Raw genomic sequence first — 22,533 nt, forward strand, 5'->3', positions numbered from 1 at the left:
GGCAAGCTGTGACGTCCCAGCAGGAGGCAGGTGTGCATGGCGGAGGCGGGCCCGGTGGACGACGCGATCCCTCAGAAGCGACCCGACGAGCGGTCCTGGCACGAGGGGCGGCTCCCGCGGCGGATCCTGCGGGACGAGACGCTGCTCGTCCTCGCGCTCTCGCTCGGCGCGAGCGGCGTGTCCGCCCTCATCAGCTTCATCGGCTCGGTCACCCGGCCCGGCGGGCTCAAGGACCAGGCGGCCACGCTCAACGCCTCCGCGGCGCCCGGCCGTCCCTGGCTCGACCTGGCCTGGCAGCTCTTCGGGATCACCACGGCACTCGTCCCGGTCGCCCTCGTCGCGCACTTCCTGCTGCGTGAGGGGCGCAGCCTGCGCACCCTCGGCTTCGACCGCAGCCGCCCGTGGCCGGACCTGGGACGCGGGGCCGCCGTCGCCGCCGTCATCGGCAGCACCGGCATCGCCTTCTACCTCGCCGCCCGCGGCCTCGGCTTCAACCTCACCGTGGTGCCCGAGGCCTTGCCCGAGGTGTGGTGGAAGTACCCCGTCCTGATCCTCTCCGCGGTGCAGAACTCCGTCCTGGAGGAGGTCATCGTCGTCGGCTACCTGCTGCGCCGGCTCGACCAGCTCGGCTGGGGCGCGGGCGCCTCGCTGGCGGCCAGTTCGGTGCTGCGCGGGTCGTACCACCTCTACCAGGGGATCGGCGGGTTCGTCGGGAACATGGTGATGGGCGTCGTCTTCGTCCACCTCTACCGCCGCTGGGGGCGGGTGGGTCCGCTGGTGGTGGCGCACTCGCTGCTCGACATCGGAGCCTTCGTCGGCTACGGCCTGCTGGCGGGGAAGGTGGGCTGGCTCCCGACGGCATGACCGCCGGGGCCCGCGTCCGCACCGGTCAGGCCAGCAGCTCGCCCTCGATCACCGTCACCGCCCGGCCGCTCAGCAGCGTGCGCCCGCCGCGCAGCTCCGTGCGCACCAGACCGGAGCGGGAGGACGCCTGGAGCCCGGTGAGGTCCGGGCGGCCCAGACGCTCGGACCAGAAGGGCGCCAGCGCCGTGTGGGCGCTGCCGGTGACGGGGTCCTCGTCGATGCCGACGTTGGGGAAGAAGCAGCGGGAGACGTAGTCGTAGCCACGGGAGGGGTCCTGCGCGGGGGCGGTGGCGATGACACCGCGCTCGGAGTGGGAGGCCAGGGCCTTCAGATCCGGTGCCAGGGCGCGGACCGTGTCCTCGTCGGCGACCTCCACCAGCAGGTCCCGGATGTTCGGCCCGGTGTCCAGGACGGTGAGCGGCTCGGCGCCCAGGGCCTCGGCGACGCCCGCCGGGGCCTCGACCGGGGTGAGCGGCGCGGTGGGGAAGTCCAGGGTGACCGAGCCGTCCTCGCGGGGTGTCGCGGTCAGGACGCCGCTGCGGGTGGCGAACCGCACCGGCCCCTCGTGGGCGCCGGTGCTGTGCAGGACGTGGGCCGTGGCGAGGGTCGCGTGGCCGCACATCGCCACCTCGGTGGCCGGCGTGAACCAGCGCAGCGCCCAGTCGGCCTCGCCGCCCGGGGGCAGCCGGTGGGCGAACGCCGTCTCGGAGTGGTTGACCTCCAGGGCGACCCGCTGGAGCCGGTCGTCGTCGGGGAAGGCGTCGAGGAGCAGGACTCCGGCGGGGTTGCCGGCGAAGGGCCGGTCGGTGAAGGCGTCGACGATTCGGATGCGCATGCACCGACGCTAGGGCCGTGCGGAGCGGCGCACCAAGGCCAATCGCGCGGTACTGGACCGATTTCGGCGGCGGCCCGGGGCGCCCGCGTCCCCGGTCAGCGGCGGATCAGCCCGAGGGAGGTCGCGGCGGCGACGGCCGCGGTGCGCGAGTCGACGCCGAGCTTGGCGTAGACGCGGGCGAGGTGGGACTTGACGGTGCCCTCGGTGAGGTGGAGGCGGTGACCGACGGCCTGGTTGGACAGGCCGCCGGCCACCAGGGCCAGGACCTCGGTCTCGCGACGGGTCAGGGTGGTGCCGGGAGTGCGCAGCCGGTTCATGAGCCGGTCGGCGACCGCGGGGGCGAGCGCGGTGCGGCCGGCGGCGGCCGTGCGCACCGCCTCGGCCAGGTCCTCGGGCGGGGCGTCCTTGAGGAGGTAGCCGGTGGCGCCGGCCTCGATGGCGGGCAGGGTGTCGGCGTCGGAGTCGTACGTCGTGACGATCAGCACGCGCGGGGCCTCGGGGCGGGCGGCGATGGCGGCGGTGGCCTCGGCGCCGTTCATGCCCCCGCCGAACTGCAGGTCCATCAGCACGACGTCGATGTCGCCGACCGCGGCGCGGGCGACCGCCTCCTCGGCGGTGGCGGCCTCGGCGGCCACCTCGATGCCCGGCTCGGTCTCCAGGACGGCGCGCAGCCCGGCCCGCACCACGGGGTGGTCGTCGGCCAGGAGCAGGCGGATGGGGGTGTCGGTCACGGGCGGGCCTCGGGTTCGGTGGACGGGGCGAGGGGCAGCCGGGCGGCCAGGGCGGTGCCGTGGCCGGGGGCGGACTCGACGGCCAGGGTGCCGCCGAGGGCGTCCAGGCGGGCGCGCATGGCGGCCAGGCCGAAGCCGCCCGCCTCGGGGTCGGCAGGGGGCAGCCCGGCCGGATCGAAGCCGGCGCCGTCGTCGACGACGTCGAGGGCGACCCGGTCGCCGAGGTGGCTGAGGGTGATCTCGGCCGTGCCGGCGCCGGCATGGCGGACCGTGTTGGCGAGGGCCGACTGGGCGACGCGCAGCAGGGCCACCTCGTGGGCGGTCGGCAGCGGGCCCGGAGTGCCGGTGAGGCGGAAGCGGGCGGTGATCCGGTGCCGGGCGGAGGTCGTGGCACACAGGCGTTCCAGGGCACCGGCCAGGGTCGTGTCCTCCAGGGCGGGAGGAGTCAGGGCGGCGACGAAGCGGCGGGCCTCGGCGAGGTTGTCCACGGCGGCCTGACGCGCCGCCACGACGTGGCCGGCCGCGGCGTCCGGCCGCTCGGGCAGAGCGCGTTCGGCGGCGCGCAGCAGCAACTGGATGCTCGACAGGCCCTGGGCGAGGGTGTCGTGGATCTCGCGGGCCAGCCGCTCGCGCTCGGCGAGCACACCGGCCGTGTGCTGGGCCAGGGCGAGGTCGGCGCGGGTGGCCGTGAGCTCCTCGATCAGCCGGCTGCGCCGTTCGCTCTCGCGGTACAGCGTCTGGTAGCCCCGGACCACGGCGACGGCGACGGCGGCGCCGAGCGCGGGACCGATCGCCATGGCCGGGCCGAAGGAGCCGGTGTGGGCGGCGTACCCGGCGACGGCCGCGGCGGCGGTGACGGCCACGGCGGCGAGGCCGGGGCGGCGCGGCAGCAGGTGGAGCTGGAGGAAGTACAGCGGGAAGGCCAACCACACCGCCTCGGGGGACAGGCACAGCAGCGCCAGCCAGACGGCGCCCACGGCGGTCAGCCACCAGGCGGCGGCCCGCCGGACGAGACGGACGCGGGGCAGCAGGGGCCCCGCCGCGTACACCAGGCCGCACACCACCGCGACGGCGGCGATCGGTCCGGCGTGGGAGCGGCCGTCCGTCAGGGCCCGGACGGCGACCAGGCCGAGCAGGCCGACGACCAGCAGGTGCAGGCACCAGGCCAGGGCCCGGGTGGTCGGGGTCGGGGCGGGGGCAGGGGCGGAGGCGTTCACAGTGCGTTCCAGGCTACGGAAGGCGGGTGCCCGGCGGCCTCCGTCGAAAGTTACAAGCCGCGTGCCGCCTTCCGGCCCGCGAAGTGCCGTCCTGCGCCGGACGCGCGTGAGGGGGGCCGGCGGCGACGGTGGGGGCGTACCGCTTCCACCGCTGGAAAGGACGGGCCCGGACCGTGTTCGTCGCCTGGAGAGACCTCAGGTTCGCCAAGGGGCGCTTCGCCCTGATGGGGACCGTCATCGTGCTGATCACCCTGCTGGTGGGGCTGCTGTCCGGACTGACCGCGGGGCTCGGCCGGCAGAACACCTCCGCGATCACGGGACTGCCCGCCGACCGGATCGCCTTCCAGGCGCCCCGGGCGGGCGGGGACCTGTCGTACGCCGACTCCACGGTCACCGAGCGGCAGTGGCGGCAGTGGGCCGCGGCCCCCGGTGTCCGGTGGGCCGAACCGCTGGGCATCACCACGACCAAGGCCACCGCGGGCGACCGGAGCAGCGGTGTCTCCGCCTTCGGGGTGCGGCCCGGCTCCCCGCTGGCTCCCGACGGCGCACGCATCGACGACGGCGCGGCGGTGCTGTCCACGACGGCCGCCGACGACCTCGGGGTGCGGCCCGGCGACTCCTTCGCCCTGGCCGGGCAGCGGCTGCGGGTGGCGGCGGTGTCGGGGGACGCCTTCTTCAGTCACACCCCGGTCGTCTGGACCAGCCTCGGCGTGTGGCGGAAGGCCGCGCCGCCCGCCGCCGACGGCGCGGACGGGCCCACCGCGACCGTCGTCGCCCTGGACACCACCCCGGATGCCGACCCGGCGGCCCTCGACGAGCAGGCCGGCACCCGTACGGTCGCCACCGGCGACTCCCTGTCCGCGATCGGCTCGTACACCTCGGAGAACGGCTCCCTGCAGCTCATGCGCGGCTTCCTGTTCGCCATCTCCGCACTCGTCGTCGGTGCCTTCTTCACCGTGTGGACCATCCAGCGCAGCGGTGACGTAGCCGTCCTCAAGGCCCTCGGCGCCTCCACCGCCCACCTCCTCAAGGACGCCCTCGGCCAGGCCCTCGTCCTGCTGGCCGGCGGCACCCTGATCGGCACCGGCCTCGCCGCCGCCCTGGGCGCGCTCGTCGCGGGCTCGGCCGTGCCGTTCCTGCTCACTCCCGTCACCGTCCTCCTCCCGGCCGCCGTCATGGTCGTCCTCGGCGTCCTCGGGGCCGCCCTGTCCATCCGCCGGATCACCTCCGTCGACCCGCTGACCGCCCTGGGGAGCGCCCGATGAGCCTGACCCTGACCGACGTCACCCTCACCTACGCCGACGGCGAGGACCGCCTGACCGCGCTCGACCGGGTGAGCCTGGAGGTCCCCAGGGGCACCCTGACCGCCGTGGTCGGCCCCTCCGGCTCCGGCAAGTCCAGCCTGCTGGCCGTCGCCGCCACCCTCGTCACCCCCGACGCCGGGACCGTCACTGTCGACGGCGTCGCCACCACCGGTCTCAGCCGCGCGGAGCTGACGGCGCTGCGCAGGGACAGGATCGGCATCGTCTTCCAGCAGCCGCACCTGCTGCCGTCCCTCACCGCCGTCGAACAGGTACAGGTCATGGCCCGGATTGCGGGACGCAAGCCCCGCTCCGCGCGGGGCCGGGCGATGGATCTCCTGGACGCGGTCGGTATGGCCGGTCAGGCGGGCCGCCGTCCCCACCAGCTCTCCGGCGGCCAGCGCCAGCGCGTCGCCCTGGCACGCGCCCTGATGAACGACCCCACCGTCCTCCTGGTCGACGAACCCACCAGCGCCCTGGACCACGAACGCGGCGCCGCCGTCATCGCCCTGATCACCCGCCTCACCCACCAGCGGGCCGGCGCCACCGTCCTGGTCACCCACGACCGCACCCACCTCACGGCCGTGGACCGGATCGCCGAGGTGCACGACGGCCGGCTGCACGGGGCGGCGCCGGTCCGCCGACGGGGCGGGTGCGGGGCGATGCCGTCGTGAGGCCCTCGTCGAGCCTCCGGCCCGGTCAGTCCAGCAGGGCGGACGTGAACGTCGGGCGGTGGTCCGCCAGCCAGGTCCGGATACGGTCCCAGCGTTCCCATCCACCGCGCTCGGCCAGCGCCCGGAGATAGACGGGGTCGTTGCCGGCCACACGGCGGGCGACGAATGCCCGGCAGACCTCGGTGGCCTGCTCCACGACGTCGGGCAACTCGGCGCGGTCCTCCGCGGAGAGGCCGTAGGCGTCGGCGAGGATCCGCAGCCGCGGGGCCGCGTCCAGCCCGTTCGGGTAGAGGGAGGCCGCGGACTCGGGATCGAGCATGGGCACCCAGTAGCGGGCGGTCATGGCGACGTCCCACAGGGCGCGGCCCGGGGCCGCCCAGTCGAAATCGATCAGGGCCGCGGCACGGCCGTCGCGGAAGACGACGTTGTCCGGGCACACGTCGTTGTGGCACACGAGCGTTCCTCCCTCCGGGTCGGCGAGGTCCGTGGGCCACGGGGCGCCGCTGTCGAACGCGACGGCCGCGCTGCTCTCGTGCAGACGCCGCAGCAGGCTTCCCACCGAGGCGAGGGCGGAACTCGTCATCGACCAGTCCGGGAACGGTGGCAGGGCCACGTCACCGGGGATGAACGTGAGCTGTTCACGGGCGTCCGCGGTGAGACCGACCGGGACCGGCGCCGCGTCGAAGCCGCGTTCCTCGAGCGCCAGGAGATGCGCGTGGAGGGCGCGCGCGTGGCGCGGTGCCGGCCGGTCCACCACTCCACCTCGGCGGAAGACCGCCCCCGCGTTCGCCATGCCACCGGCCAGTGCCTCGTCTTCCGCCATGGGGATCACGTTAGCGCCGGTGCGGCGCCGCCCGGGCTGGGCCGGGACGGATCCGATGAACGGCGGGGGCTTGTCGCGCGATAGCTTCCGATATATCGTTGAGGCATCGCGACAGATCAACGACTGAATGGAGTGATGGCGATGCGCGACCACGGATACGAGCGTGGACACGGTGGGCACGGACGCGGAGAGGGCGGCCCCTGCGGTCCCTTCGGCCGGGGTGCCTTCGAGGGCCGGCGTGCGGCGTTCGGCCCCTTCGGGCCGGGGGGCCCCGGTGGCCCCGGCGGTCCCTTCGGGCCGGGCTTCGGCCACGGCGGCCCCTGGGGCGGCCGAGGGCGCGGCGGGCCCAGGGGGAGGGCACGGCGAGGCGACGTACGGGCGTCGATCCTGGCCCTCCTGAAGGACCGGCCGATGCACGGCTACGAGATGATCCAGGAGATCGCCGAGCGCAGCGGCGGGGCGTGGAAGCCCAGCCCCGGTTCGGTGTACCCCACCCTCCAGCTCCTGGAGGACGAGGGGCTGATCGCCAGCGAGAGCGAGGGCGGCAAGAAGCTCTTCGCGCTCACCGAGGCGGGCCGCACCGCGGCCGAGGAGGGTCCGGAGGCGCCCTGGGAGGAGGCCTCGCGCGGCGTCGACTGGGAGGCTCTCAACGACATCCGCCAGGCCGGCTTCGGTCTGATGGAGGCCTTCGGCCAGGTCTGGAAGACCGGCAGCAAGGAGCAGCGCGAGAAGGCACTCGCCGTCATCGGCGAAGCCCGCAAGAAGCTGTACCTGATCCTCGCCGACGAGGACTGACGGCGTCCTCGCGGGCGAGAACCGGTGAGGAGCACCAAAGACCGGTGCGGGCGGCCGTGCCCCGCGGAGTGGATCCGTGGGGCACGGCCGTCGTCGCGGTGCCGACCACGACCCGCGCGCCGACGACCGGCCCGCGCGTGCGCGGGTGGGGGCGGAGCGTGGCCGTGACGGGCCGAAACGCTCTGATCTCATCCGTAAGGAGGAGATTCCGTCCGGCCGGGTCCACTCCCCGTGGGACGGCGAAATGCTTCCCGCCGGGGATGACCGGGTCCCGAGGGACTGATGAGCTGGAAGGCGTGCAACCCCGTATCCCCCGGCAGTCGGCCGGTGAGCAAGGCGGTCGGTGGCCGGACGGCACCGACCTCGACGACCGGTTCAGCGCGGAACTGGCCTCGGCGGTCTCGGGCGCCCGCCGCAGAGCCGTGCGGGACGGGGACCGGCAGATCGACACCGCCCACCTGCTGCACTCGCTGCTGGAGTGCGACGCCGAGGCCCGTGCGCTCCTCGCCGACGGCCCGCGCGTCGCCCGCGTCCTCGGCTACCTGGTGCAGCGCAGCATCGGCTACGGCCTGCGCTGGCAGGGCACCGTCGAGGACTCCGGCGCCGTGCCGGTGGTGACCGGCGTCGCCGGGTTCTCCCCGCCGGCCGCGGCGGCCATGGAGGACGCCTGCGCACGTGCCGAACGGCGCGGGGCGGCCCGCGCCGGTGGCGTGGACCTGCTCGCCGCCCTGGTCGCCGACCCGCGGACGCGCGCCGTCGAGGTGCTGGCCCGCGCCGCCGTCGAGCCGCACACCGTGCTGGCGCGGGTGGAGGGCCACTTCGAGTCGGCCCCCTGACCCTTCCCGCGTCCCGCTCGCGTCCCGGCGGGCACCGTGCCGGCCCGTCCATTCGGTGAGACAGGTGTCATCAGGGGTGACGGTCATGTCGTCCCCTGTCATCATGTGCCGGTGCATACGTCTGACAGCGCCCGCGGCAACCGCGGCAAGGGCACCGGGCTCGGTCTGGCACTCGCCTCCGCCGTCGCCTTCGGCGGCTCCGGGGTGGCGGCCAAACCGCTGATCGAGGCCGGACTCGACCCGCTCCACGTGGTCTGGCTGCGGGTGGCCGGGGCGGCCCTGGTGATGCTGCCGCTCGCCGTGCGCCACCGCGCCCTGCTGCGCCGCCGCCCCGCCCTGGTCGCCGGGTACGGCCTGCTCGCCGTGGCCGGTGTGCAGGCCTGCTACTTCGCCGCCATCTCCCGCATTCCCGTGGGCGTCGCGCTGCTCGTCGAGTACCTGGCCCCGGCCCTCGTCCTCGGCTGGGTGCGGTTCGTGCAGCGGCGGCCGGTCACGCGGGCCGCCGCGTTCGGCGTCGTGCTCGCGGTCGGCGGGCTCGCCTGCGTGGTCGAGGTCTGGTCGGGGCTCGGCTTCGACGCCCTCGGACTGCTGCTCGCGCTCGGCGCCGCCTGCTGCCAGGTCGGCTACTTCGTCCTGTCCGACCAGGGCAGCGACGCCGGTGAGGAGGCACCCGACCCGCTCGGGGTCATCGCCTACGGCCTGCTCGTCGGGGCCGCGGTGCTCACCCTCGTCGCCCGGCCCTGGTCGATGGACTGGTCCGTCCTCGGCGGCACCGCCCGCATGGACGGCACGCCCGTCGCCGCCACCCTGCTGCTGGCCTGGATCGTGCTCGTGGCGACCGTGCTCGCCTACGTCACCGGCATCGTCGCCGTGCGCCGGCTGTCGCCCCAGGTCGCCGGGGTGGTGGCCTGCCTCGAAGCGGTCATCGCGACCGTCCTGGCCTGGGTGCTGCTGGGGGAGCACCTCTCCGCCCCGCAGATCGTCGGCGGCGTCGTGGTGCTGGCAGGCGCCCTCATCGCCCAGTCGTCGACGCCGGCGAAGGGCTCGGCGGCCCCGGTGGCCGGCGGGGGACCCGAAAGGGAGTTGTCGAGCCGCGGAACGTCGACCTAGGGTGCGGCTCATGCATTCCGACGCACGCGTCCTCCCGCCTCCGGCCGCCTGAGGCGGGCCCTGTGACAAGCCCGGCGAGCCGTCGCCGGGCCGGACGGTGCTGCCCGCAGACGAGAGTCCCCGCGCCCCGGGCGTCCGTTCCGGGACGCCTCGAACGTCCGCGCCCCGTGCGCGTCTGCGGAGAGAACTCGTGTCGAATGCCGTCTCCGGCCTGCCCGTCGGGCGTGGCCTCCTGTGTCTGATCGTCGCCGGTGTCGCCTGGGGCACCGCCGGTGCCGCCGCCTCGCTGGTCTACCGCGCCGGCGACATGGGCCCCGTCGCCCTGTCGTTCTGGCGCTGCGCGATGGGGCTCGTGCTGCTCCTCGCCGCCCGCCCGCTGCGCCCGCGGGTGCGCCCGTCCGCTGCCGAGCCCGCCGGGCGCAAGGCGCTGCGGGCCGGCGTCACCGGTATCGGGCTCGCGGTGTTCCAGACCGCCTACTTCGCCGCCGTACAGTCCACCGGACTCGCCGTGGCCACGGTCGTCACCCTCGGCGCCGGACCCGTCCTGATCGCGCTCGGCGCGCGTCTCGCCCTCGGCGAGCGCCTCGGGCCGGGCGGCGTCGCGGCCGTCGGGGGCGCGCTCGCCGGGCTGGCGGTGCTCGTGCTCGGCGGCACGAGCACGACCGTCCGCCTGCCGGGCGTCCTCCTCGCCCTGCTGTCCGCCGTCGGGTACTCGGTGATGACGCTGCTCACCCGCTGGTGGGGGAGGGACGGCGGGGCGGACGCCGCCAGTACGTCCGCCGGGGCGTTCGCCGTCACGAGCCTGTGCCTGCTGCCGCTCGCCCTGGCCGAGGGCCTGGTGCCGCACACCGGCGAACCGGTCCGGCTCCTGTGCCTCCTCGTGTACATCGCCGCCGTGCCGACCGCCCTCGCCTACGGGCTCTACTTCGCCGGGGCGGCCGTCGTGCGGTCCGCGACCGTCTCGGTGATCATGCTCCTCGAGCCGGTCAGCGCGGCGGTGTTCGCCGTCCTGCTGCTCGGCGAACACCTCACGGCGGCGACCCTGGCCGGCACGCTGCTGATGCTCGGATCGGTCGCCGGGCTCGCGGTGGCGGAGACCCGGGCGGCGCGCGGGAGCAGGGAGGCGCGGACCCGGCCGGCGCCGGCCTGACGGCGGGGCCCGGTGCGGGCCCGCCGTCGTGGGGCGGGGTCAGCGGGCCGCCAGGTAGTCGGGCAGCGCGGTGCCGGGGGCCAGGCCGGGGTCGGCGACCGGGGCCTCGTACCCCTTGCGCAGCGGGACCAGGCCGGCCCAGTGCGGGAGGGCGAGATCCTCCGGTTCGTCGTTGACCCCGCCGGTGCGGAGCTTGGCGGAGACCTCGTCCAGGTCGAGGCGGATCACGGCGGTGGCGGCCAGCTCCTTCTTGTTCGCCGGCCGGGAATCGCGGGAGCGGCCCGGGACGACGTGGTCGACCAGGGCGTCCAGGGCCGTGCGCCGCTCCTCGGGGTCCGTCACCTCGTACGCCGTGCCGTGCACCACCACCGAGCGGTAGTTGATGGAGTGGTGGAAGGCCGAGCGGGCCAGCACCAGGGCGTCCACGTGCGTCACCGTCAGGCACACCGGCAGCCCCGGGTCGGCCGCGCCGGTCATCCGCAGCGGGCGCGAACCGGTCGAACCGTGCACGTAGAGCCGCTCGCCGACCCGGCCGTACAGCGTCGGGAGGACCACCGGGGCGCCGTCGCGGACGAAGCCGAGATGGCAGACGTACCCCTCGTCGAGTATCGCGTGCACCAGCTCCCTGTCGTACGCGGCCCGGTCGGGGGCGCGGGTGGGGACCGTGCGGTTCGTGGGCGGGTAGGTGTCGGTCGGCTGCGGCGGCGTCCCCGCGGTCCCCTGCATGGCGTTCTCCATTGCACTAGTGCATAATCTTCTTTGTGCTAGGAGAGTATCGGATCACGGGACGGGGCGCAGCGGAGATTTCCGCGAGCGTCGAGCGCGCGGTGGGCTCGGGAGAACTGGAACCGGGGCAACCGCTGCCGCCGATGCGGGAGTTGGCGCAGCAGCTGGGGGTGAACCCGAACACCGTCGCCGCCGCCTACCGCACCCTGCGCGAACGGGGCGTCATCGAGACGGCCGGGCGGCGGGGCAGCCGGGTGCGAGCGAGGCCGGCCACCACCGGGCGGGAGTTCATCCGCGTCGAGGTGCCCGAGGGGGTGCGCGACCTGTCCGACGGCAACCCGGACCCGGCCCTGCTGCCCGCCCTGGGTCCGGTGTTCGCCGCGGCGGCGGAGCAGGGCGACCGCGAACCGGTGCTGTACGGGCAGGCGCCCGTCGATCCGGAACTGGCCCGCGTCGCCCGCGCCGGACTGGACGCCGACGGAGTGCCGGACGGGCCCGTGGCGGTGACGTCCGGCTCGCTGGACGCGATGGAGCGGGTCCTCGCCGCCCATCTCAAGCCCGGGGACGCCGTCGCCGTCGAGGATCCGGGCTGGGGCAGCCTCCTCGACCTGGTGCCCGCCCTCGGCCTGCGCACGGTCGCCGTCCGGGTCGACGACCAGGGGCCGCTGCCCGAGGACGTGCGCCGGGTCCTCGCGGCCGGGGCCCGCGCCCTGGTCGTCACGGACCGCGCGCAGAACCCGACGGGTGCGGCGGTGGGCGCGGCACGCGCGCGTGCCCTGCGGTCCGTGCTGCGCGAGCACCCCGGGACCCTGCTCATCGAGGACGACCACGGCCACGGCATCGTCGACCTCCCGCTGCACCCCCTCGCCGGTACGACCCGGCAGTGGGCCTTCGTCCGTTCCGCCGCCAAGGCATGCGGCCCCGACCTGCGGCTCGCCGTGCTCACCGGCGACCCCGTCACGCTCGACCGGGTGCGGGGACGGCAGCGGCTCGGCCCCGGCTGGGTCAGCCGCATCGCCCAGCGGGCCGTGACCCGGCTGTGGGCGGACGGCACGGTGGAGGCCCGCGCGGTGGCGGGGGTGTACGGGCGGCGCCGGGACGCGCTCATCGGTGCCCTCGCGGAGCACGGGGTCGCCGGGCACGGGCGCAGCGGCCTGAACGTGTGGATCCCGGTGCCGGACGAGACCGGCGCCGTCGCCCGGCTCCTGCACGCCGGCTGGGCCGTGGCCCCCGGAGCCCGCTTCCGGCTGGGCAGCCCGCCCGGCATCAGGATCACCGTCTCGGCGCTCGGGGAGGACGAGTGCGTGCCGCTGGCGGCGGCGGTCGCGGCGGCGGTGGGCCCGGGGACGGGGCCGCCGCGGAGCCATGTCTGAGCGGCCCCGGTTCACCCCCGGGCCGCGGTCCTTGCCGTAACGGTGCCGGCGGCCCCGCCGCCCGGGCCGCGCGGTTCCGCGGCGTGGCGCGCCGGGGCGGCGGGCGCGGCGGAGCCGTGGAACGCGACGCCGGGTGTGCGGCTGCCCGGCGCGGGCCGACGGAACCGGGCGGTTCACGGCTTCTCGCGCCGGCGCCCGAGGGCGCTTCGGCCGGGGCGGCCCCCGCCCGTGAGCCGTCGCGGGGTGCGGAGCGGCCCTGGCCCCTGGTCCTCCTCAGGCGCGCGCCCTCTCCCGCACCCCCGCCGCCCGGGGACTCGCTGCGGGGGCGGTGCCGCCCCGGTCGGTCCTGGGCCGGGACTGGGTCAGGGCCGCCCCGGCGAGGACGATTGCGGCGCCCACCGGCGTCGACCAGGACAGCGACTCGCCGAGGAGCGCGACGCCCGCCGCCGTGGCGATGACCGGGGTGAAGTAGGTGACCATCTGGGCCGTCGTCGGACCGACCTCGGCGACCAGGTCGTACTGAATCAGGAAGGCGAGCCCGGTGCCGACCACGCCCAGGGCCGCCACCGCCAGCAGCGGCAGCACCGGGAAGACGGCCGGGACCGAGGTGAAGACCGGGGTCACGACGGCCAGTTGCAGTGTGGCCAGGCCCAACTGGGCGCCGGTCAGCGAGAGGTGGGAGTGGCGCGAGCCGGCCAGGGTGCGGCGGACGTAGATCCAGCCGACCGGATAGCTGAGCGAGGCCAGCAGGGCCAGCGCGGTGCCCGTGACGTCGAGGCCGTGGAAGCCCTGCCAGACGCCCAGCACCGTCAGGACGCCGAGGAAGCCGATGCCGAGTCCGGCCACCCGGCGCCGCGTGGGCCGGTCCTCGGACAGCGCGACCAGCGACAGGGCCATGCCCCACAGCGGCGAGGTCGCGTTGCAGATGCCGGCGAGCGACGACGGGATGGTCAGCTCCGAGAAGGCGAACAGGGAGAACGGCAGCGCGTTGAGGAGGAACCCGGCGACCGTCAGGTGCAGCCACGTCCACGCCCCGCGCGGAAGCCGTTCCCGCTTCACCGCCATCGCCGCCGCGACCACCGCCGTACCGAAGGCGAGCCGTCCGAGCGTCACCTGGAACGGGGCGAAACTCTCGGTGCCCACCTTCATGAAGAGGAAGCTGAAACCCCACACGAGGGAGAGGACCGCGAAGCGCAGCCGCCAGTCGAAGACGCGGCGGGGTGCGGAGGGAACGGAGCCGGAGGAGGACGGGACGCTGCTCATGACCGCAACGATGCGGCACCCTTCCTCGTAGCACAATCGAGATTTCGCACCGGGTATCTCGTAGCATCGCTTACATGTTGAACCTGGAGCGCCTGCGGACCCTCGACGCCCTCGCCCGGCACGGCTCGGTCAGCGGTGCCGCCGCCGGCCTGCACATCACCACGTCGGCCGTCTCCCAGCAGATGGCCAAGCTGGAGCGCGAAGCCGGACAGCGGCTCCTCGCCAAGAACGGGCGCGGCGTCCGCCTCACGGACGCCGGCCGGCTGCTCGCCGAACACGCGGCCCGCATCCTGTCCCAGGTCGAGCTGGCCCAGGCCGACCTGGAGGCGCAGCGCGGCCAGGTGGCCGGCGAACTGAGGCTGTCGGCGTTCCCCACCGCGGCCCGCGGACTCTTCCCCGCCGCACTGGCCGCCCTGCGTGCCGAGCACCCCGCGCTGCGCGTCCGCTCCTCGGAACTGGAACCGGAGCGCGGGATCAGCGGAGTGGTGCGCGGCGACCTGGACCTGGCGGTCGTGCTCGACTGGTACAACAAGCCGATCCCACTGCCCGACGGCCTGGTCAAGGCGCCCCTCCTCGACGACCCCGCCGACGTCGCCCTGCCGGCCGGACACCGGCTCGCGGGCCGGGACGAGGTGGACCTCGCCGAGTTCGCCGAGGACGAGTGGATCACCTGGGGCGAGGGCGAGTTCTGCCACGAGTGGCTGATGTTCACGCTGCGCTCGAAGGGCATCGAGCCGATCGTCGGCCACCGCGCCGCCGAGACCCACACCCAGCTCGGGCTGGTGGCCGCGGGGCTCGGCGTGTGCATCGCCCCGCTGCTCGGCCGTCACCCGATGCCGGCCGAGGTCGTCACCGTGCCGCTCAAGCAGCGGGTGCGCCGGCACGTGTACGTCGTCTGGCGCGCCGACGCCGACCGCCGCCCGTCGATCCGGGCGGCGGTGGACGCCCTGCGGGCGACGGCCACGGAGGTGGACCGGGCCGGGTGAACCGGACGCTCCCGGCCGGTGCCGGTGCCGGTGCCGGTGCCGGTGCCGGTTCGGGTGGCGGCGACGACCGCCGGAGGGACACCCACGGCCCGCCGGGGCTCAGCGTGATCCGGCGCCCGGGCGCCCCGTCATGGTCATCCGGCCAGCCGGATCGAGTCCCCGCTGACCGTGAGCCGCACGGCGGGCAGCGGCTTGGTCGCGGGGCCGCTCTGCACACTGCCGTCGGTGATCGAGAAGTTGCTGTTGTGGCAGGGGCAGTTGATGACCCCGTCGGCCACGCTCTTCACCGCGCAGCCCTGGTGGGTGCAGGTGGCCGAGAACGCCTTGAACTCGCCCGCCGCGGGCTGGGTGACCACCACCTTCTGGTCGGGGAAGACCTTTCCGCCGCCCTCGGGGATGTCGGCGGTCGCCGCGAGCGCCGGCCCCGCCCCGGCGTTCTCGCCGCCGCCCGAACCGCCGCTTCCCGCCTCCTGTGAGGCGGAGCCGGAGGGCGTGGTGCCGGTGTCGCCCGAGGCGTCGTCGTCCGCGTCCGAGCAGGCGGCCAGCACGGCGGTGAGCCCCGCCGCTCCGGCCGCCGCCACGACGGTGCGCCGGGCCGGTCCCGCTGCGGGATGAAACGGTGCGCTGGTCATGCTGGAAGTTCCCTTCCGGGGGGAGGCGTGGTGGTCTGCAGAGAGGTACGGCCCCGTGACACGTGCTGTTCAGACCGTGCCGAGATGCTGTCGGGCCGGCGGTCGGGCGGGCGTAAGACACGGCTGTCGATTCGCTGTCGGCCGTCCACCGGCCAGGCGCCCGGCACGCGTGCCACGCCGGTAACCTGGGGCGATGCTCAAGGAAGTCATCGCCACCCGCTACATCACGCCGTTGCGTGAGGGCGGCTCGCTGCCGGGCCTCGTCGAGGGCGACGACCTCGGGACCTACGTCCTGAAGTTCACCGGCGCGGGACAGGGCCGCAAGACCCTCGTCGCCGAGGTGGTCTGCGGCGAGCTCGCCCGCCGACTGGGCTTCAGGGTGCCGCGGCTGGTGACCGTCGACCTCGACCCGGTGCTCGGCCTCGGCGAACCCGACCAGCAGGTCCAGGAGTTGCTCAAGTCCAGCGGCGGCACCAACCTCGGCATGGACTTCCTCTCCGGCGCGCTGGGGTTCGACCCGCTCGCCTTCGAGGTGAGCGCCGAGGAGGCCGGACGGATCGTCTGGTTCGACGCGCTGGTCAACAACGTCGACCGCTCCTGGCGCAACCCCAACCTGCTGCGCCTGCACGGCGAGACGTGGCTCATCGACCACGGCGCCACCATGATCTGGCACCACAACTGGCCCGGCGCCGAGGCCTCCGCCGCCCGCCCCTACGCCGCCGCCGACCACGCACTCGCCCGCTTCGCGCCGGACGTCCGCTCGGCCGCCGCCGCGCTCGCGCCCCTGGTCACCGGGGAACTCCTCGCCGAGGTCACATCCGAGATCCCGGACGTCTGGCTGCGGGACGAGCCCGGCTTCGCCACGCCCGACGACCTCCGCAGGGCCTACGCGGCGCCCCTGCTCGCGCGGGCCGCCACGATCCACGAACGCATCGAGTGGAGCAAGGGGGAGGGGTGAACGACCGCCACGTCTTCGAGTACGCGCTGCTGCGCGTCGTACCCCGGATCGAGCGCGGCGAGTGTGTCAACGCCGGCGTCCTCGTCTACTGCCGGGCCAAGTCCTACGTCGGTGCCCGCACCCACCTCGACGAGGGCAGGCTGCTCGCCCTGGACCCACGGGCGGACCTGGCCGGGGTGCGTGCGGCGCTGCGTGCCGTGGAGGGGGTGTGCGCCGGCGGGGACGCGGCGGGCCAGGCGGCCGAGGACGACCCCGGCCGCCGGTTCCGCTGGCTCATCGCGCCCCGTTCGACCGTCGTCCAGCCCGGCCCCGTCCACACCGGCCTCACCACCGACCCGGCCGCCGAGACGGAACGGCTCCTGGACCTGCTGGTGCGGTAGGCCCGCCGGACGGCCGGACGGCGCGCTGACCGAGTGCCACCGCCTCAGGTGCGGCGGCGACGGCGGATCACGAAGCCCGTCGCGAGCGCCGCCCCGGTCACGAAGCTCAGGCCGATGGCGATGTCCCAGTCGCTGGGTCCGGTGCCCGAGGCGCCGCCCAGGCCGCCCTGGGTGCCGAGCGTGGGCGTCACGGCGGGGGAGGCCACGGGCGCCGGTGCGGTGACGGCCGGGGCCGGGGTGGCCGGACGCGGCAGGGAGGTCGCGGAGATCGTCGGTTCCCGCTCCTCGCGCGCGTGCGCCGCGCCGCCGCCCGCGCCGTCGCCGCCCTCCCCGACCTCGCGGATCCCGCCCTGGTCGAAGGAGCCCAGGCCGGAGGAGTGCGACGTCTCGGGCCGGTCCTGGTCGGGCCGGTCCTGGTCGTGGCGGCCGTCGTCGTGCCGGCCCTCGTCGATCCGGCCGGGGGCGAGACCGTCCGGCCGGACCTGGCCCGGCCCGCCGCCGTCGGACACATCCTCGCCCAGCCATTCGTTGCCGAGCCCGCCTCCGTCGAGCCCGCCTCCGTCGTGGCGGCCCCCGTCGAGTCGGCTGTCGTCGAGTCGGCCGTCGTCGTGGCGGCCCCCGTCGAGTCGGCCGTCCTCGGACCGGCCCTCGCCCAGGGGGGCGGCGCCGGACGGGTCTTCGTGCGGGGCGTCCGGGCAGAGGGCGTCCGGGCGGCCCGGATCCCCGGTCAGCCCGATCGGGACCGCTTCCTGGTAGGTGAAGCTCCGGCAATCCTGTTCCAGCCCCGGGTCGAGGTCCCGGGCGGGTGCGGGGTCGGCCAGCGGCACGATCGCGGCGATCGCGACGGCTATGCCTGCTGCACCGGTACGACGGCGCATGGACGCCTCCTTTCCGGCCACGAGTGGCTCGCGCTTCGACGCTAGGGGCCAGGCGGCCCGGCGGCCCGCAGCGCTGAGCCGATCGGGCGACCGGGCCGGGGCGGCGGGCCGGAAGGGGCGGGTAATGGATCACACCGGCCCGGTGTCCCGTTGACACCGGGTGCCGGGGCTTCTAGCGTCACGTCTGCGGAAGGTACTAAGCGGTCGCTCACCCACGGGCGTACGCTCCGCACGGGCCGCATCCCCAGGACGAGGAGAAGCAGCGAATGTCCACCACTGAGCAGCGGGTCGCCGTCGTCACCGGAGCCGCGCGCGGCATCGGTGCCGCCACCGCCGTACGACTGGCCGCCGAGGGCCGCGCCGTCGCCGTCATCGACCTCGACGAGGCCGCCTGCAAGGACACCGTGGAGAAGATCACCGCGGCCGGCGGCAAGGCGATCGCGGTCGGCTGCGACGTCTCCGACGAGGCCCAGGTCGAGGCGGCCGTCGCGCGGATCGCCGAGGAGCTGGGCGCGCCGACGATCCTCGTCAACAACGCGGGCGTGCTGCGCGACAACCTGCTGTTCAAGATGAGCGTCTCCGACTGGGACACCGTCATGAACGTGCACCTGCGCGGCGCCTTCCTGATGTCCAAGGCCTGCCAGAAGCACATGGTGGACGCCAAGTTCGGCCGCATCGTCAACCTGTCCTCCTCCTCGGCGCTCGGCAACCGCGGCCAGGTCAACTACTCGGCCGCCAAGGCCGGTCTGCAGGGCTTCACCAAGACCCTGGCCAAGGAGCTGGGCAAGTTCGGCGTCACCGCCAACGCCGTCGCCCCCGGCTTCATCGCCACCGAGATGACCAAGGCCACGGCCGACCGCGTCGGCATGGGCTTCGAGGACTTCAAGGCCGCCGCCGCCACCCAGATCCCGGTCGCGCGCGTCGGCGAGCCCGACGACATCGCCAACGCCATCGCCTTCTTCACCGGCGAGGCCGCCGGCTTCGTCTCCGGCCAGGTGCTCTACGTGGCCGGCGGGCCGCTCGACTAGGCGACACGGAGACCAGGAACGGTTGGGGAACACTGACATGACTGAACTGCCCGCACTCTCCGGCAAGGTCGCGCTCGTCACGGGCGCCAGCCGCGGCATCGGCTACGGCGTCGCCGAGGCGCTGGTCGCACGCGGCGACCGGGTGTGCATCACCGGCCGCAACGAGGACGCGCTGAAGGAGGCCGTCGACCGGCTCGGCGCCGACCGGGTCATCGGCGTCGCCGGGAAGGCGCACGACGAGGCCCACCAGGCCGTCGCCGTCGAGCGCGTGATGGAGGCCTTCGGGCGCGTCGACTTCCTGGTCAACAACGCCGGTACCAATCCGGTGTTCGGCCCGATCGCAGACCTCGACCTGAACGTCGCGCGCAAGGTCTTCGAGACCAACGTGATCTCGGCGCTCGGCTTCGCGCAGCGCACCTGGCACGCCTGGCAGAAGGACAACGGCGGCGCGATCGTCAACATCGCCTCGGTCGCGGGCCTTTCGCCCTCGCCCTTCATCGCCGCGTACGGCGTGAGCAAGGCGGCGCTGATCAACCTCACCGCGCAGCTGGCGCACGAGTTCGCACCCAAGGTGCGGGTCAACGCCATCGCCCCGGCGGTCGTGAAGACCAAGTTCGCCGCCGCCCTGTACGAGGGCCGCGAGGAGGAGGCCGCCTCGGGCTACCCGCTGGGCCGGCTCGGCGTGCCGTCCGACATCGGCGGCGCCGCGGACTTCCTCACCTCGGAGCAGTCCGCCTGGGTCACCGGTCAGACGCTCGTCGTCGACGGCGGCATCTTCCTCAACGCGGGCGTGGCCTGATCTCGCCCCCGAGGACCCCTCGGGACCGATCCCGGACACGGGCGCCGTCGACGAGAACGGCGCCCGTGTCCGGGTATCGGGACCCGGTGCACGATGACAACGTAGTCATCCTCGAATGATCAAAACCCCTGTTCAGAAGGGGGTTCAGGGGGCGTGGCGCTGCGGTATGGTCTGCCGACCTTGGTACGGCGGATCGAGGAGCGTGCGCGTGTTCAACCGGAAGCGGGGCCTGCGGCGGGTCGCGGCCATCGTGTCCATATCGTCGCTGGTGACCGGATGCGGCATCCTGTCGTCCGACAGCTCCAAGGACGAGAAGCCGATCGTCGTGGGGACGACCAGCGCCCCCAGCACGCTGGACCCGGCCGCTTCGTGGGACGGCTCCTGGGAGCTGTTCCGGAACATCTACCAGACGCTGCTCAGCTACCCCAACGGGGCCACCGCGCCCCAGCCCGACGCCGCCGAGCAGTGTGCGTTCACCGACAGCACCAACCAGGTGTACCGCTGCGAGCTGCGCGAGGGCCTGACCTTCTCCAACGGCCACGCCCTCGACGCCCAGGCCGTCAAGTACTCGATCGACCGCATCAAGGACATCAACGTCAACGGCGGCCCGGCCGGTCTCCTCGGCAGTCTGGAACGGGTGCAGGCGCCGAGCGAGCGCGAGGTGGTCTTCCACCTCAACAAGCCCGACGCCACCTTCCCGTTCGTGCTCGCCACGCCCGCCATGTCGATCGTCGACCCCGGCCACTACCCCGCCGACGCCCTGCGCGAAGGCAGCGGCGTCGTGGGCTCGGGGCCGTACACCCTCCAGTCGTACAAGGACGGCGAGCGGGCCGAACTCGTGCGCAACGACCGGTACAAGGGCTTCGCCGAACGGCACAACAAGGCGGTGACCATCCGCTACTTCAAGGACTCCGCCGGCATGGTGGAGGCGCTGCGCGACGGCGGCATCCAGGTGACCTACCGCGGGCTGGCCGCCGACGACGTCATCACGCTCCAGGGCAAGGAGGGCAAGGAGAACAACCTCCAACTGGTCGAGGGAAGCGGTACGGAGATCAGCTACCTCGTCTTCAACCCCGAGGACCCGTGGGCGGGACGCAAGGAAGTGCGCCAGGCGGTCGCCCAGGTCGTCGACCGGGTGGCGATCGCGCACCGGATCTACCAGGACACCGTCGACCCGCTGTACTCGATGGTCCCCAAGGGCCTCACCGGCCACACCACGGGCTTCTTCGACGACTACGGCGACCCCAGCGTCGCCAAGGCCCGGGAGCTGCTCGAGGACGCCGGCATCACGGACCCGGTCCCGCTCACCCTCTGGTACACCACCGACCGCTACGGCTCCGAGACCGCCAAGGAGTTCAAGGAGCTCAAGCGGCAGCTCGACACCTCGGGCCTGTTCGAGGTCACCCTCGAGAGCCGCCCCTGGAAGACGTACGTCGCCGGCTACCAGAAGGGCGAGTACCCGGTGTTCGGCCGCGGCTGGTCCCCGGACTTCCCGGACGCCGAGAACTTCATCGCCCCCTTCGTCGGCAAGCAGAACGCGCTCGGCACGCCCTACCTCACCCCCGAGATCACCGGTGAACTGCTGCCGCGCTCACGCCGGGAGAGCGACCGCGCCAACGTGGAGCGGGACTTCGAGCGGGCGCAGCAGATCATGGTGGACGACGCGCGGCTGCTGCCGCTGTGGCAGGGCAAGCAGTACGTCGCCGCGAGCACGGACATCTCGGGGGCGGAGCAGGCCCTGGACCCGTCGACGATCATGATGATGTGGCAGTTCCGCCGGAAGACGAGCTGGTAGACGGCACCGGGGCGGACAGGCGCTCCGTGGCGCCGCCGAAGGCGAGGAACAGGGTCCGCGCGGCGAAGAGCCACTCGCCGTCGACCTTCCGGAACGCGTCCTCGTAGTGGCCGACGTTGGCGGGCGGGCGCGGCGGAACCAGACCGTCGGCGTACCCGTCGACCCGGTAGGTCGCCAGGTACGAGGTCGCGGTCGCCGTCGTCGCGGAGTCCACGGTGACGAGGACGTTCGACATCACGCGACGCGACAACCGGTCGGCCGGCCGGGAGCCGAAGTACGTGCGCAGGGCCTCCCGGCCCTCGACGCGACGGTCCCCGTGGGGCCACTGCCAGATGCCGTCGGCCGTGAACAGGTCGGCCGCCGTCCCGGGGTCGCCGAGGTCGAGACGGCGCACGAGGTCGACGATCAGGCGTTCGCAGGCGCGTTCCGCCAGCAGGAGGTCCGTCGGGCTCATCGCTTCACCGGTCATCTCCCCTTCCTACCGTCGCGCCCGGTCGCGGCACAAAGCTTTTAGGGGCACGGGCCGGCGGTCCCCGTTGTCAGTGGTCGCCGGTAGGTTCTAGGGACTGGATGCCACCGCACAGCGTAAGGAAGTTGACGTGACCGACATCGCCATGCTGCCCGAGTCCTGGCGCGAGGTGCTGGGCGGCGAGCTGCAACAGCCCTACTTCAAGGAGCTGATGGAGTTCGTCGAGGAGGAGCGGTCGAACGGCCCCGTCTACCCGCCCCGCGAGGAGGTCTTCGCCGCGCTGGAGGCCACGCCCTTCGACCGGGTGAAGGTGCTGGTCCTCGGCCAGGACCCGTACCACGGCGAGGGCCAGGGACACGGGCTGTGCTTCTCGGTCCGGCCCGGTGTGAAGGTCCCGCCGTCCCTGCGGAACATCTACAAGGAGATGCACGCGGAGCTGGACACCCCGATTCCGGACAACGGCTATCTGATGCCGTGGGCGAAGCAGGGCGTCCTGCTGCTCAACGCGGTGCTCACGGTCCGCGCCGGCGAGGCGAACTCGCACAAGTCCCGTGGCTGGGAGCTGTTCACCGACGCGGTGATCCGCGCGGTGGCCGACCGGACCGACCCGGCGGTCTTCGTCCTGTGGGGCAATTACGCGCAGAAGAAGCTGCCGCTGATCGACGAGGAGCGGCACGTCGTGGTCAAGGGCGCCCACCCCTCGCCGCTGTCCGCGAAGAAGTTCTTCGGCTCCCGCCCGTTCACGCAGATCAACGAGGCGGTCGCCGCGCAGGGCCACGAGCCGATCGACTGGACCATCCCGAACCTGGGCTGATCCGCGAGTCCGGGCCGGTCGGCGGCAGACCGGCCCGTCGACGCCCGGTGCCGCCTGACCGGGAATGCGGGCGCCTGCGGTTAGCGTCGTCGGGAC

Annotated in this window: 24 protein-coding genes; 15 read left to right on the forward strand and 9 right to left on the reverse strand. The window is 74.2% G+C overall.

Going from position 1 to position 22,533, the window contains the following annotated elements:
- The first annotated feature begins 36 nt into the window (after nucleotides 1-36).
- Nucleotides 37-864, forward strand: coding sequence for a CPBP family intramembrane glutamic endopeptidase (locus tag Sdi02f_RS25125; protein WP_030401949.1), 828 nt, complete (start codon nucleotides 37-39; stop codon nucleotides 862-864).
- A 25-nt stretch (nucleotides 865-889) separates the two neighbouring features.
- Here the strand turns inward: Sdi02f_RS25125 and Sdi02f_RS25130 are convergent, their stop codons facing one another.
- The 3 genes from Sdi02f_RS25130 to Sdi02f_RS25140 form a co-directional block, all read right to left on the reverse strand.
- Nucleotides 890-1,699 (reverse strand): PhzF family phenazine biosynthesis protein, encoded by an 810-nt coding sequence (locus tag Sdi02f_RS25130; RefSeq protein WP_030401948.1) that lies wholly within the window; start codon nucleotides 1,697-1,699, stop codon nucleotides 890-892.
- A 95-nt stretch (nucleotides 1,700-1,794) separates the two neighbouring features.
- The gene (locus Sdi02f_RS25135) at nucleotides 1,795-2,430 is read right to left on the reverse strand and encodes a response regulator (RefSeq protein WP_031081979.1); all 636 of its coding nucleotides are present in this window, start codon (nucleotides 2,428-2,430) and stop codon (nucleotides 1,795-1,797) included.
- A complete protein-coding gene (locus Sdi02f_RS25140; protein WP_108934061.1) occupies nucleotides 2,427-3,647 on the reverse strand; it encodes a sensor histidine kinase in 1,221 nt (406 codons plus the stop codon). The genes Sdi02f_RS25135 and Sdi02f_RS25140 overlap by 4 nt, the downstream gene beginning before the upstream one ends.
- 173 nt (nucleotides 3,648-3,820) lie before the next feature.
- Here Sdi02f_RS25140 and Sdi02f_RS25145 point away from each other — a divergent pair, with 173 nt between their 5' ends.
- Nucleotides 3,821-4,912 carry an ABC transporter permease gene (locus Sdi02f_RS25145; RefSeq protein WP_030401945.1) on the forward strand — a complete coding sequence of 364 codons (1,092 nt, stop codon included), beginning with the start codon at nucleotides 3,821-3,823 and terminating at the stop codon, nucleotides 4,910-4,912.
- On the forward strand, nucleotides 4,909-5,622 hold the full coding sequence (locus tag Sdi02f_RS25150; protein ID WP_031081976.1) for an ABC transporter ATP-binding protein: 714 nt from the start codon (nucleotides 4,909-4,911) through the stop codon (nucleotides 5,620-5,622). Before Sdi02f_RS25145 ends, Sdi02f_RS25150 begins: the two co-directional genes overlap by 4 nt.
- 25 nt (nucleotides 5,623-5,647) lie before the next feature.
- Here the strand turns inward: Sdi02f_RS25150 and Sdi02f_RS25155 are convergent, their stop codons facing one another.
- Entirely contained in the window at nucleotides 5,648-6,445 is a 798-nt protein-coding gene (locus Sdi02f_RS25155; RefSeq protein ID WP_108934062.1) for a phosphotransferase, read from the reverse strand.
- Nucleotides 6,446-6,586: 141 nt separating this feature from the next.
- Here Sdi02f_RS25155 and Sdi02f_RS25160 point away from each other — a divergent pair, with 141 nt between their 5' ends.
- From Sdi02f_RS25160 to Sdi02f_RS25175, 4 genes are all read left to right on the forward strand, one after another.
- A complete protein-coding gene (locus tag Sdi02f_RS25160; protein WP_063788253.1) occupies nucleotides 6,587-7,240 on the forward strand; it encodes a PadR family transcriptional regulator in 654 nt (217 codons plus the stop codon).
- A 296-nt stretch (nucleotides 7,241-7,536) separates the two neighbouring features.
- A complete protein-coding gene (locus Sdi02f_RS25165; RefSeq protein WP_031081972.1) occupies nucleotides 7,537-8,076 on the forward strand; it encodes a Clp protease N-terminal domain-containing protein in 540 nt (179 codons plus the stop codon).
- A 105-nt stretch (nucleotides 8,077-8,181) separates the two neighbouring features.
- The gene (locus Sdi02f_RS25170) at nucleotides 8,182-9,186 is read left to right on the forward strand and encodes an EamA family transporter (protein WP_108934063.1); all 1,005 of its coding nucleotides are present in this window, start codon (nucleotides 8,182-8,184) and stop codon (nucleotides 9,184-9,186) included.
- 190 nt (nucleotides 9,187-9,376) lie between these two features.
- A complete protein-coding gene (locus tag Sdi02f_RS25175; RefSeq protein ID WP_030401939.1) occupies nucleotides 9,377-10,336 on the forward strand; it encodes a DMT family transporter in 960 nt (319 codons plus the stop codon).
- A 39-nt stretch (nucleotides 10,337-10,375) separates the two neighbouring features.
- Here the strand turns inward: Sdi02f_RS25175 and Sdi02f_RS25180 are convergent, their stop codons facing one another.
- Complete coding sequence (locus tag Sdi02f_RS25180) at nucleotides 10,376-11,062, reverse strand: pyridoxamine 5'-phosphate oxidase family protein (protein ID WP_108934064.1); 687 nt, start codon at nucleotides 11,060-11,062, stop codon at nucleotides 10,376-10,378.
- A 35-nt stretch (nucleotides 11,063-11,097) separates the two neighbouring features.
- Here Sdi02f_RS25180 and Sdi02f_RS25185 point away from each other — a divergent pair, with 35 nt between their 5' ends.
- Nucleotides 11,098-12,435, forward strand: a complete 1,338-nt coding sequence (locus Sdi02f_RS25185) for an aminotransferase class I/II-fold pyridoxal phosphate-dependent enzyme (protein ID WP_031081967.1) — start codon at nucleotides 11,098-11,100, stop codon at nucleotides 12,433-12,435.
- Nucleotides 12,436-12,708: 273 nt separating this feature from the next.
- On the opposite strand, the gene Sdi02f_RS25190 is transcribed toward Sdi02f_RS25185, so the two are convergent.
- On the reverse strand, nucleotides 12,709-13,698 hold the full coding sequence (locus Sdi02f_RS25190; RefSeq protein ID WP_174843395.1) for a DMT family transporter: 990 nt from the start codon (nucleotides 13,696-13,698) through the stop codon (nucleotides 12,709-12,711).
- A gap of 74 nt (nucleotides 13,699-13,772) precedes the next feature.
- Between Sdi02f_RS25190 and Sdi02f_RS25195 the strand changes: the two genes are divergently transcribed.
- Nucleotides 13,773-14,684: a LysR family transcriptional regulator gene (locus Sdi02f_RS25195; protein WP_030401935.1), complete on the forward strand. Its 912-nt coding sequence runs from the start codon at nucleotides 13,773-13,775 to the stop codon at nucleotides 14,682-14,684.
- Between the two features lie 134 nt (nucleotides 14,685-14,818).
- Here Sdi02f_RS25195 and Sdi02f_RS25200 read toward each other — a convergent pair whose 3' ends face one another.
- The gene (locus Sdi02f_RS25200) at nucleotides 14,819-15,316 is read right to left on the reverse strand and encodes a Rieske (2Fe-2S) protein (RefSeq protein WP_031081965.1); all 498 of its coding nucleotides are present in this window, start codon (nucleotides 15,314-15,316) and stop codon (nucleotides 14,819-14,821) included.
- 193 nt (nucleotides 15,317-15,509) lie between these two features.
- Between Sdi02f_RS25200 and Sdi02f_RS25205 the strand changes: the two genes are divergently transcribed.
- Complete coding sequence (locus Sdi02f_RS25205) at nucleotides 15,510-16,274, forward strand: HipA family kinase (RefSeq protein ID WP_108934066.1); 765 nt, start codon at nucleotides 15,510-15,512, stop codon at nucleotides 16,272-16,274.
- A complete protein-coding gene (locus tag Sdi02f_RS25210) occupies nucleotides 16,271-16,654 on the forward strand; it encodes a DUF3037 domain-containing protein (protein WP_030401932.1) in 384 nt (127 codons plus the stop codon). The genes Sdi02f_RS25205 and Sdi02f_RS25210 overlap by 4 nt, the downstream gene beginning before the upstream one ends.
- Before the next feature lie 44 nt (nucleotides 16,655-16,698).
- Here the strand turns inward: Sdi02f_RS25210 and Sdi02f_RS25215 are convergent, their stop codons facing one another.
- Nucleotides 16,699-17,532: a hypothetical protein gene (locus tag Sdi02f_RS25215; RefSeq protein ID WP_108934067.1), complete on the reverse strand. Its 834-nt coding sequence runs from the start codon at nucleotides 17,530-17,532 to the stop codon at nucleotides 16,699-16,701.
- A gap of 266 nt (nucleotides 17,533-17,798) precedes the next feature.
- On the opposite strand from Sdi02f_RS25215, the gene fabG reads away from it, so the two are divergent.
- The 3 genes from fabG to Sdi02f_RS25230 all read left to right on the forward strand — a co-directional run bounded on the left by fabG (nucleotide 17,799) and on the right by Sdi02f_RS25230 (nucleotide 21,154).
- Nucleotides 17,799-18,560: a 3-oxoacyl-ACP reductase FabG gene (gene fabG / locus Sdi02f_RS25220; RefSeq protein WP_030401930.1), complete on the forward strand. Its 762-nt coding sequence runs from the start codon at nucleotides 17,799-17,801 to the stop codon at nucleotides 18,558-18,560.
- Nucleotides 18,561-18,597: 37 nt separating this feature from the next.
- On the forward strand, nucleotides 18,598-19,359 hold the full coding sequence (locus Sdi02f_RS25225; RefSeq protein WP_030401929.1) for an SDR family oxidoreductase: 762 nt from the start codon (nucleotides 18,598-18,600) through the stop codon (nucleotides 19,357-19,359).
- A gap of 208 nt (nucleotides 19,360-19,567) precedes the next feature.
- Nucleotides 19,568-21,154, forward strand: coding sequence for an ABC transporter substrate-binding protein (locus Sdi02f_RS25230; RefSeq protein WP_167458254.1), 1,587 nt, complete (start codon nucleotides 19,568-19,570; stop codon nucleotides 21,152-21,154).
- On the opposite strand, the gene Sdi02f_RS25235 is transcribed toward Sdi02f_RS25230, so the two are convergent.
- A complete protein-coding gene (locus tag Sdi02f_RS25235) occupies nucleotides 21,114-21,623 on the reverse strand; it encodes a nuclear transport factor 2 family protein (protein WP_108934069.1) in 510 nt (169 codons plus the stop codon). The genes Sdi02f_RS25230 and Sdi02f_RS25235 overlap by 41 nt on opposite strands.
- Nucleotides 21,624-21,753: 130 nt before the next feature.
- On the opposite strand from Sdi02f_RS25235, the gene ung reads away from it, so the two are divergent.
- Nucleotides 21,754-22,437, forward strand: a complete 684-nt coding sequence (gene ung / locus Sdi02f_RS25240; protein WP_030401926.1) for a uracil-DNA glycosylase — start codon at nucleotides 21,754-21,756, stop codon at nucleotides 22,435-22,437.
- Nucleotides 22,438-22,533: the final 96 nt, after the last annotated feature.

The organism is Streptomyces ardesiacus, assembly GCF_003112575.1.
GTDB classification, from domain to species: Bacteria; Actinomycetota; Actinomycetes; order Streptomycetales; family Streptomycetaceae; genus Streptomyces; species Streptomyces ardesiacus.

Coding starts and splice junctions, on each gene's coding strand:
- Sdi02f_RS25205 (WP_108934066.1), top strand. CDS start 15,510: ATGCTCAAGGAAGTCATCGCCACCCGCTACATCACGCCGTTGCGTGAG.
- Sdi02f_RS25190 (WP_174843395.1), bottom strand. CDS start 13,698: ATGAGCAGCGTCCCGTCCTCCTCCGGCTCCGTTCCCTCCGCACCCCGC.
- Sdi02f_RS25200 (WP_031081965.1), bottom strand. CDS start 15,316: ATGACCAGCGCACCGTTTCATCCCGCAGCGGGACCGGCCCGGCGCACC.
- Sdi02f_RS25225 (WP_030401929.1), top strand. CDS start 18,598: ATGACTGAACTGCCCGCACTCTCCGGCAAGGTCGCGCTCGTCACGGGC.
- Sdi02f_RS25180 (WP_108934064.1), bottom strand. CDS start 11,062: ATGCAGGGGACCGCGGGGACGCCGCCGCAGCCGACCGACACCTACCCG.
- fabG (WP_030401930.1), top strand. CDS start 17,799: ATGTCCACCACTGAGCAGCGGGTCGCCGTCGTCACCGGAGCCGCGCGC.
- Sdi02f_RS25235 (WP_108934069.1), bottom strand. CDS start 21,623: ATGACCGGTGAAGCGATGAGCCCGACGGACCTCCTGCTGGCGGAACGC.
- Sdi02f_RS25160 (WP_063788253.1), top strand. CDS start 6,587: ATGCGCGACCACGGATACGAGCGTGGACACGGTGGGCACGGACGCGGA.
- Sdi02f_RS25215 (WP_108934067.1), bottom strand. CDS start 17,532: ATGCGCCGTCGTACCGGTGCAGCAGGCATAGCCGTCGCGATCGCCGCG.
- Sdi02f_RS25130 (WP_030401948.1), bottom strand. CDS start 1,699: ATGCGCATCCGAATCGTCGACGCCTTCACCGACCGGCCCTTCGCCGGC.
- Sdi02f_RS25195 (WP_030401935.1), top strand. CDS start 13,773: ATGTTGAACCTGGAGCGCCTGCGGACCCTCGACGCCCTCGCCCGGCAC.
- Sdi02f_RS25155 (WP_108934062.1), bottom strand. CDS start 6,445: ATGGCGGAAGACGAGGCACTGGCCGGTGGCATGGCGAACGCGGGGGCG.
- Sdi02f_RS25125 (WP_030401949.1), top strand. CDS start 37: ATGGCGGAGGCGGGCCCGGTGGACGACGCGATCCCTCAGAAGCGACCC.
- Sdi02f_RS25150 (WP_031081976.1), top strand. CDS start 4,909: ATGAGCCTGACCCTGACCGACGTCACCCTCACCTACGCCGACGGCGAG.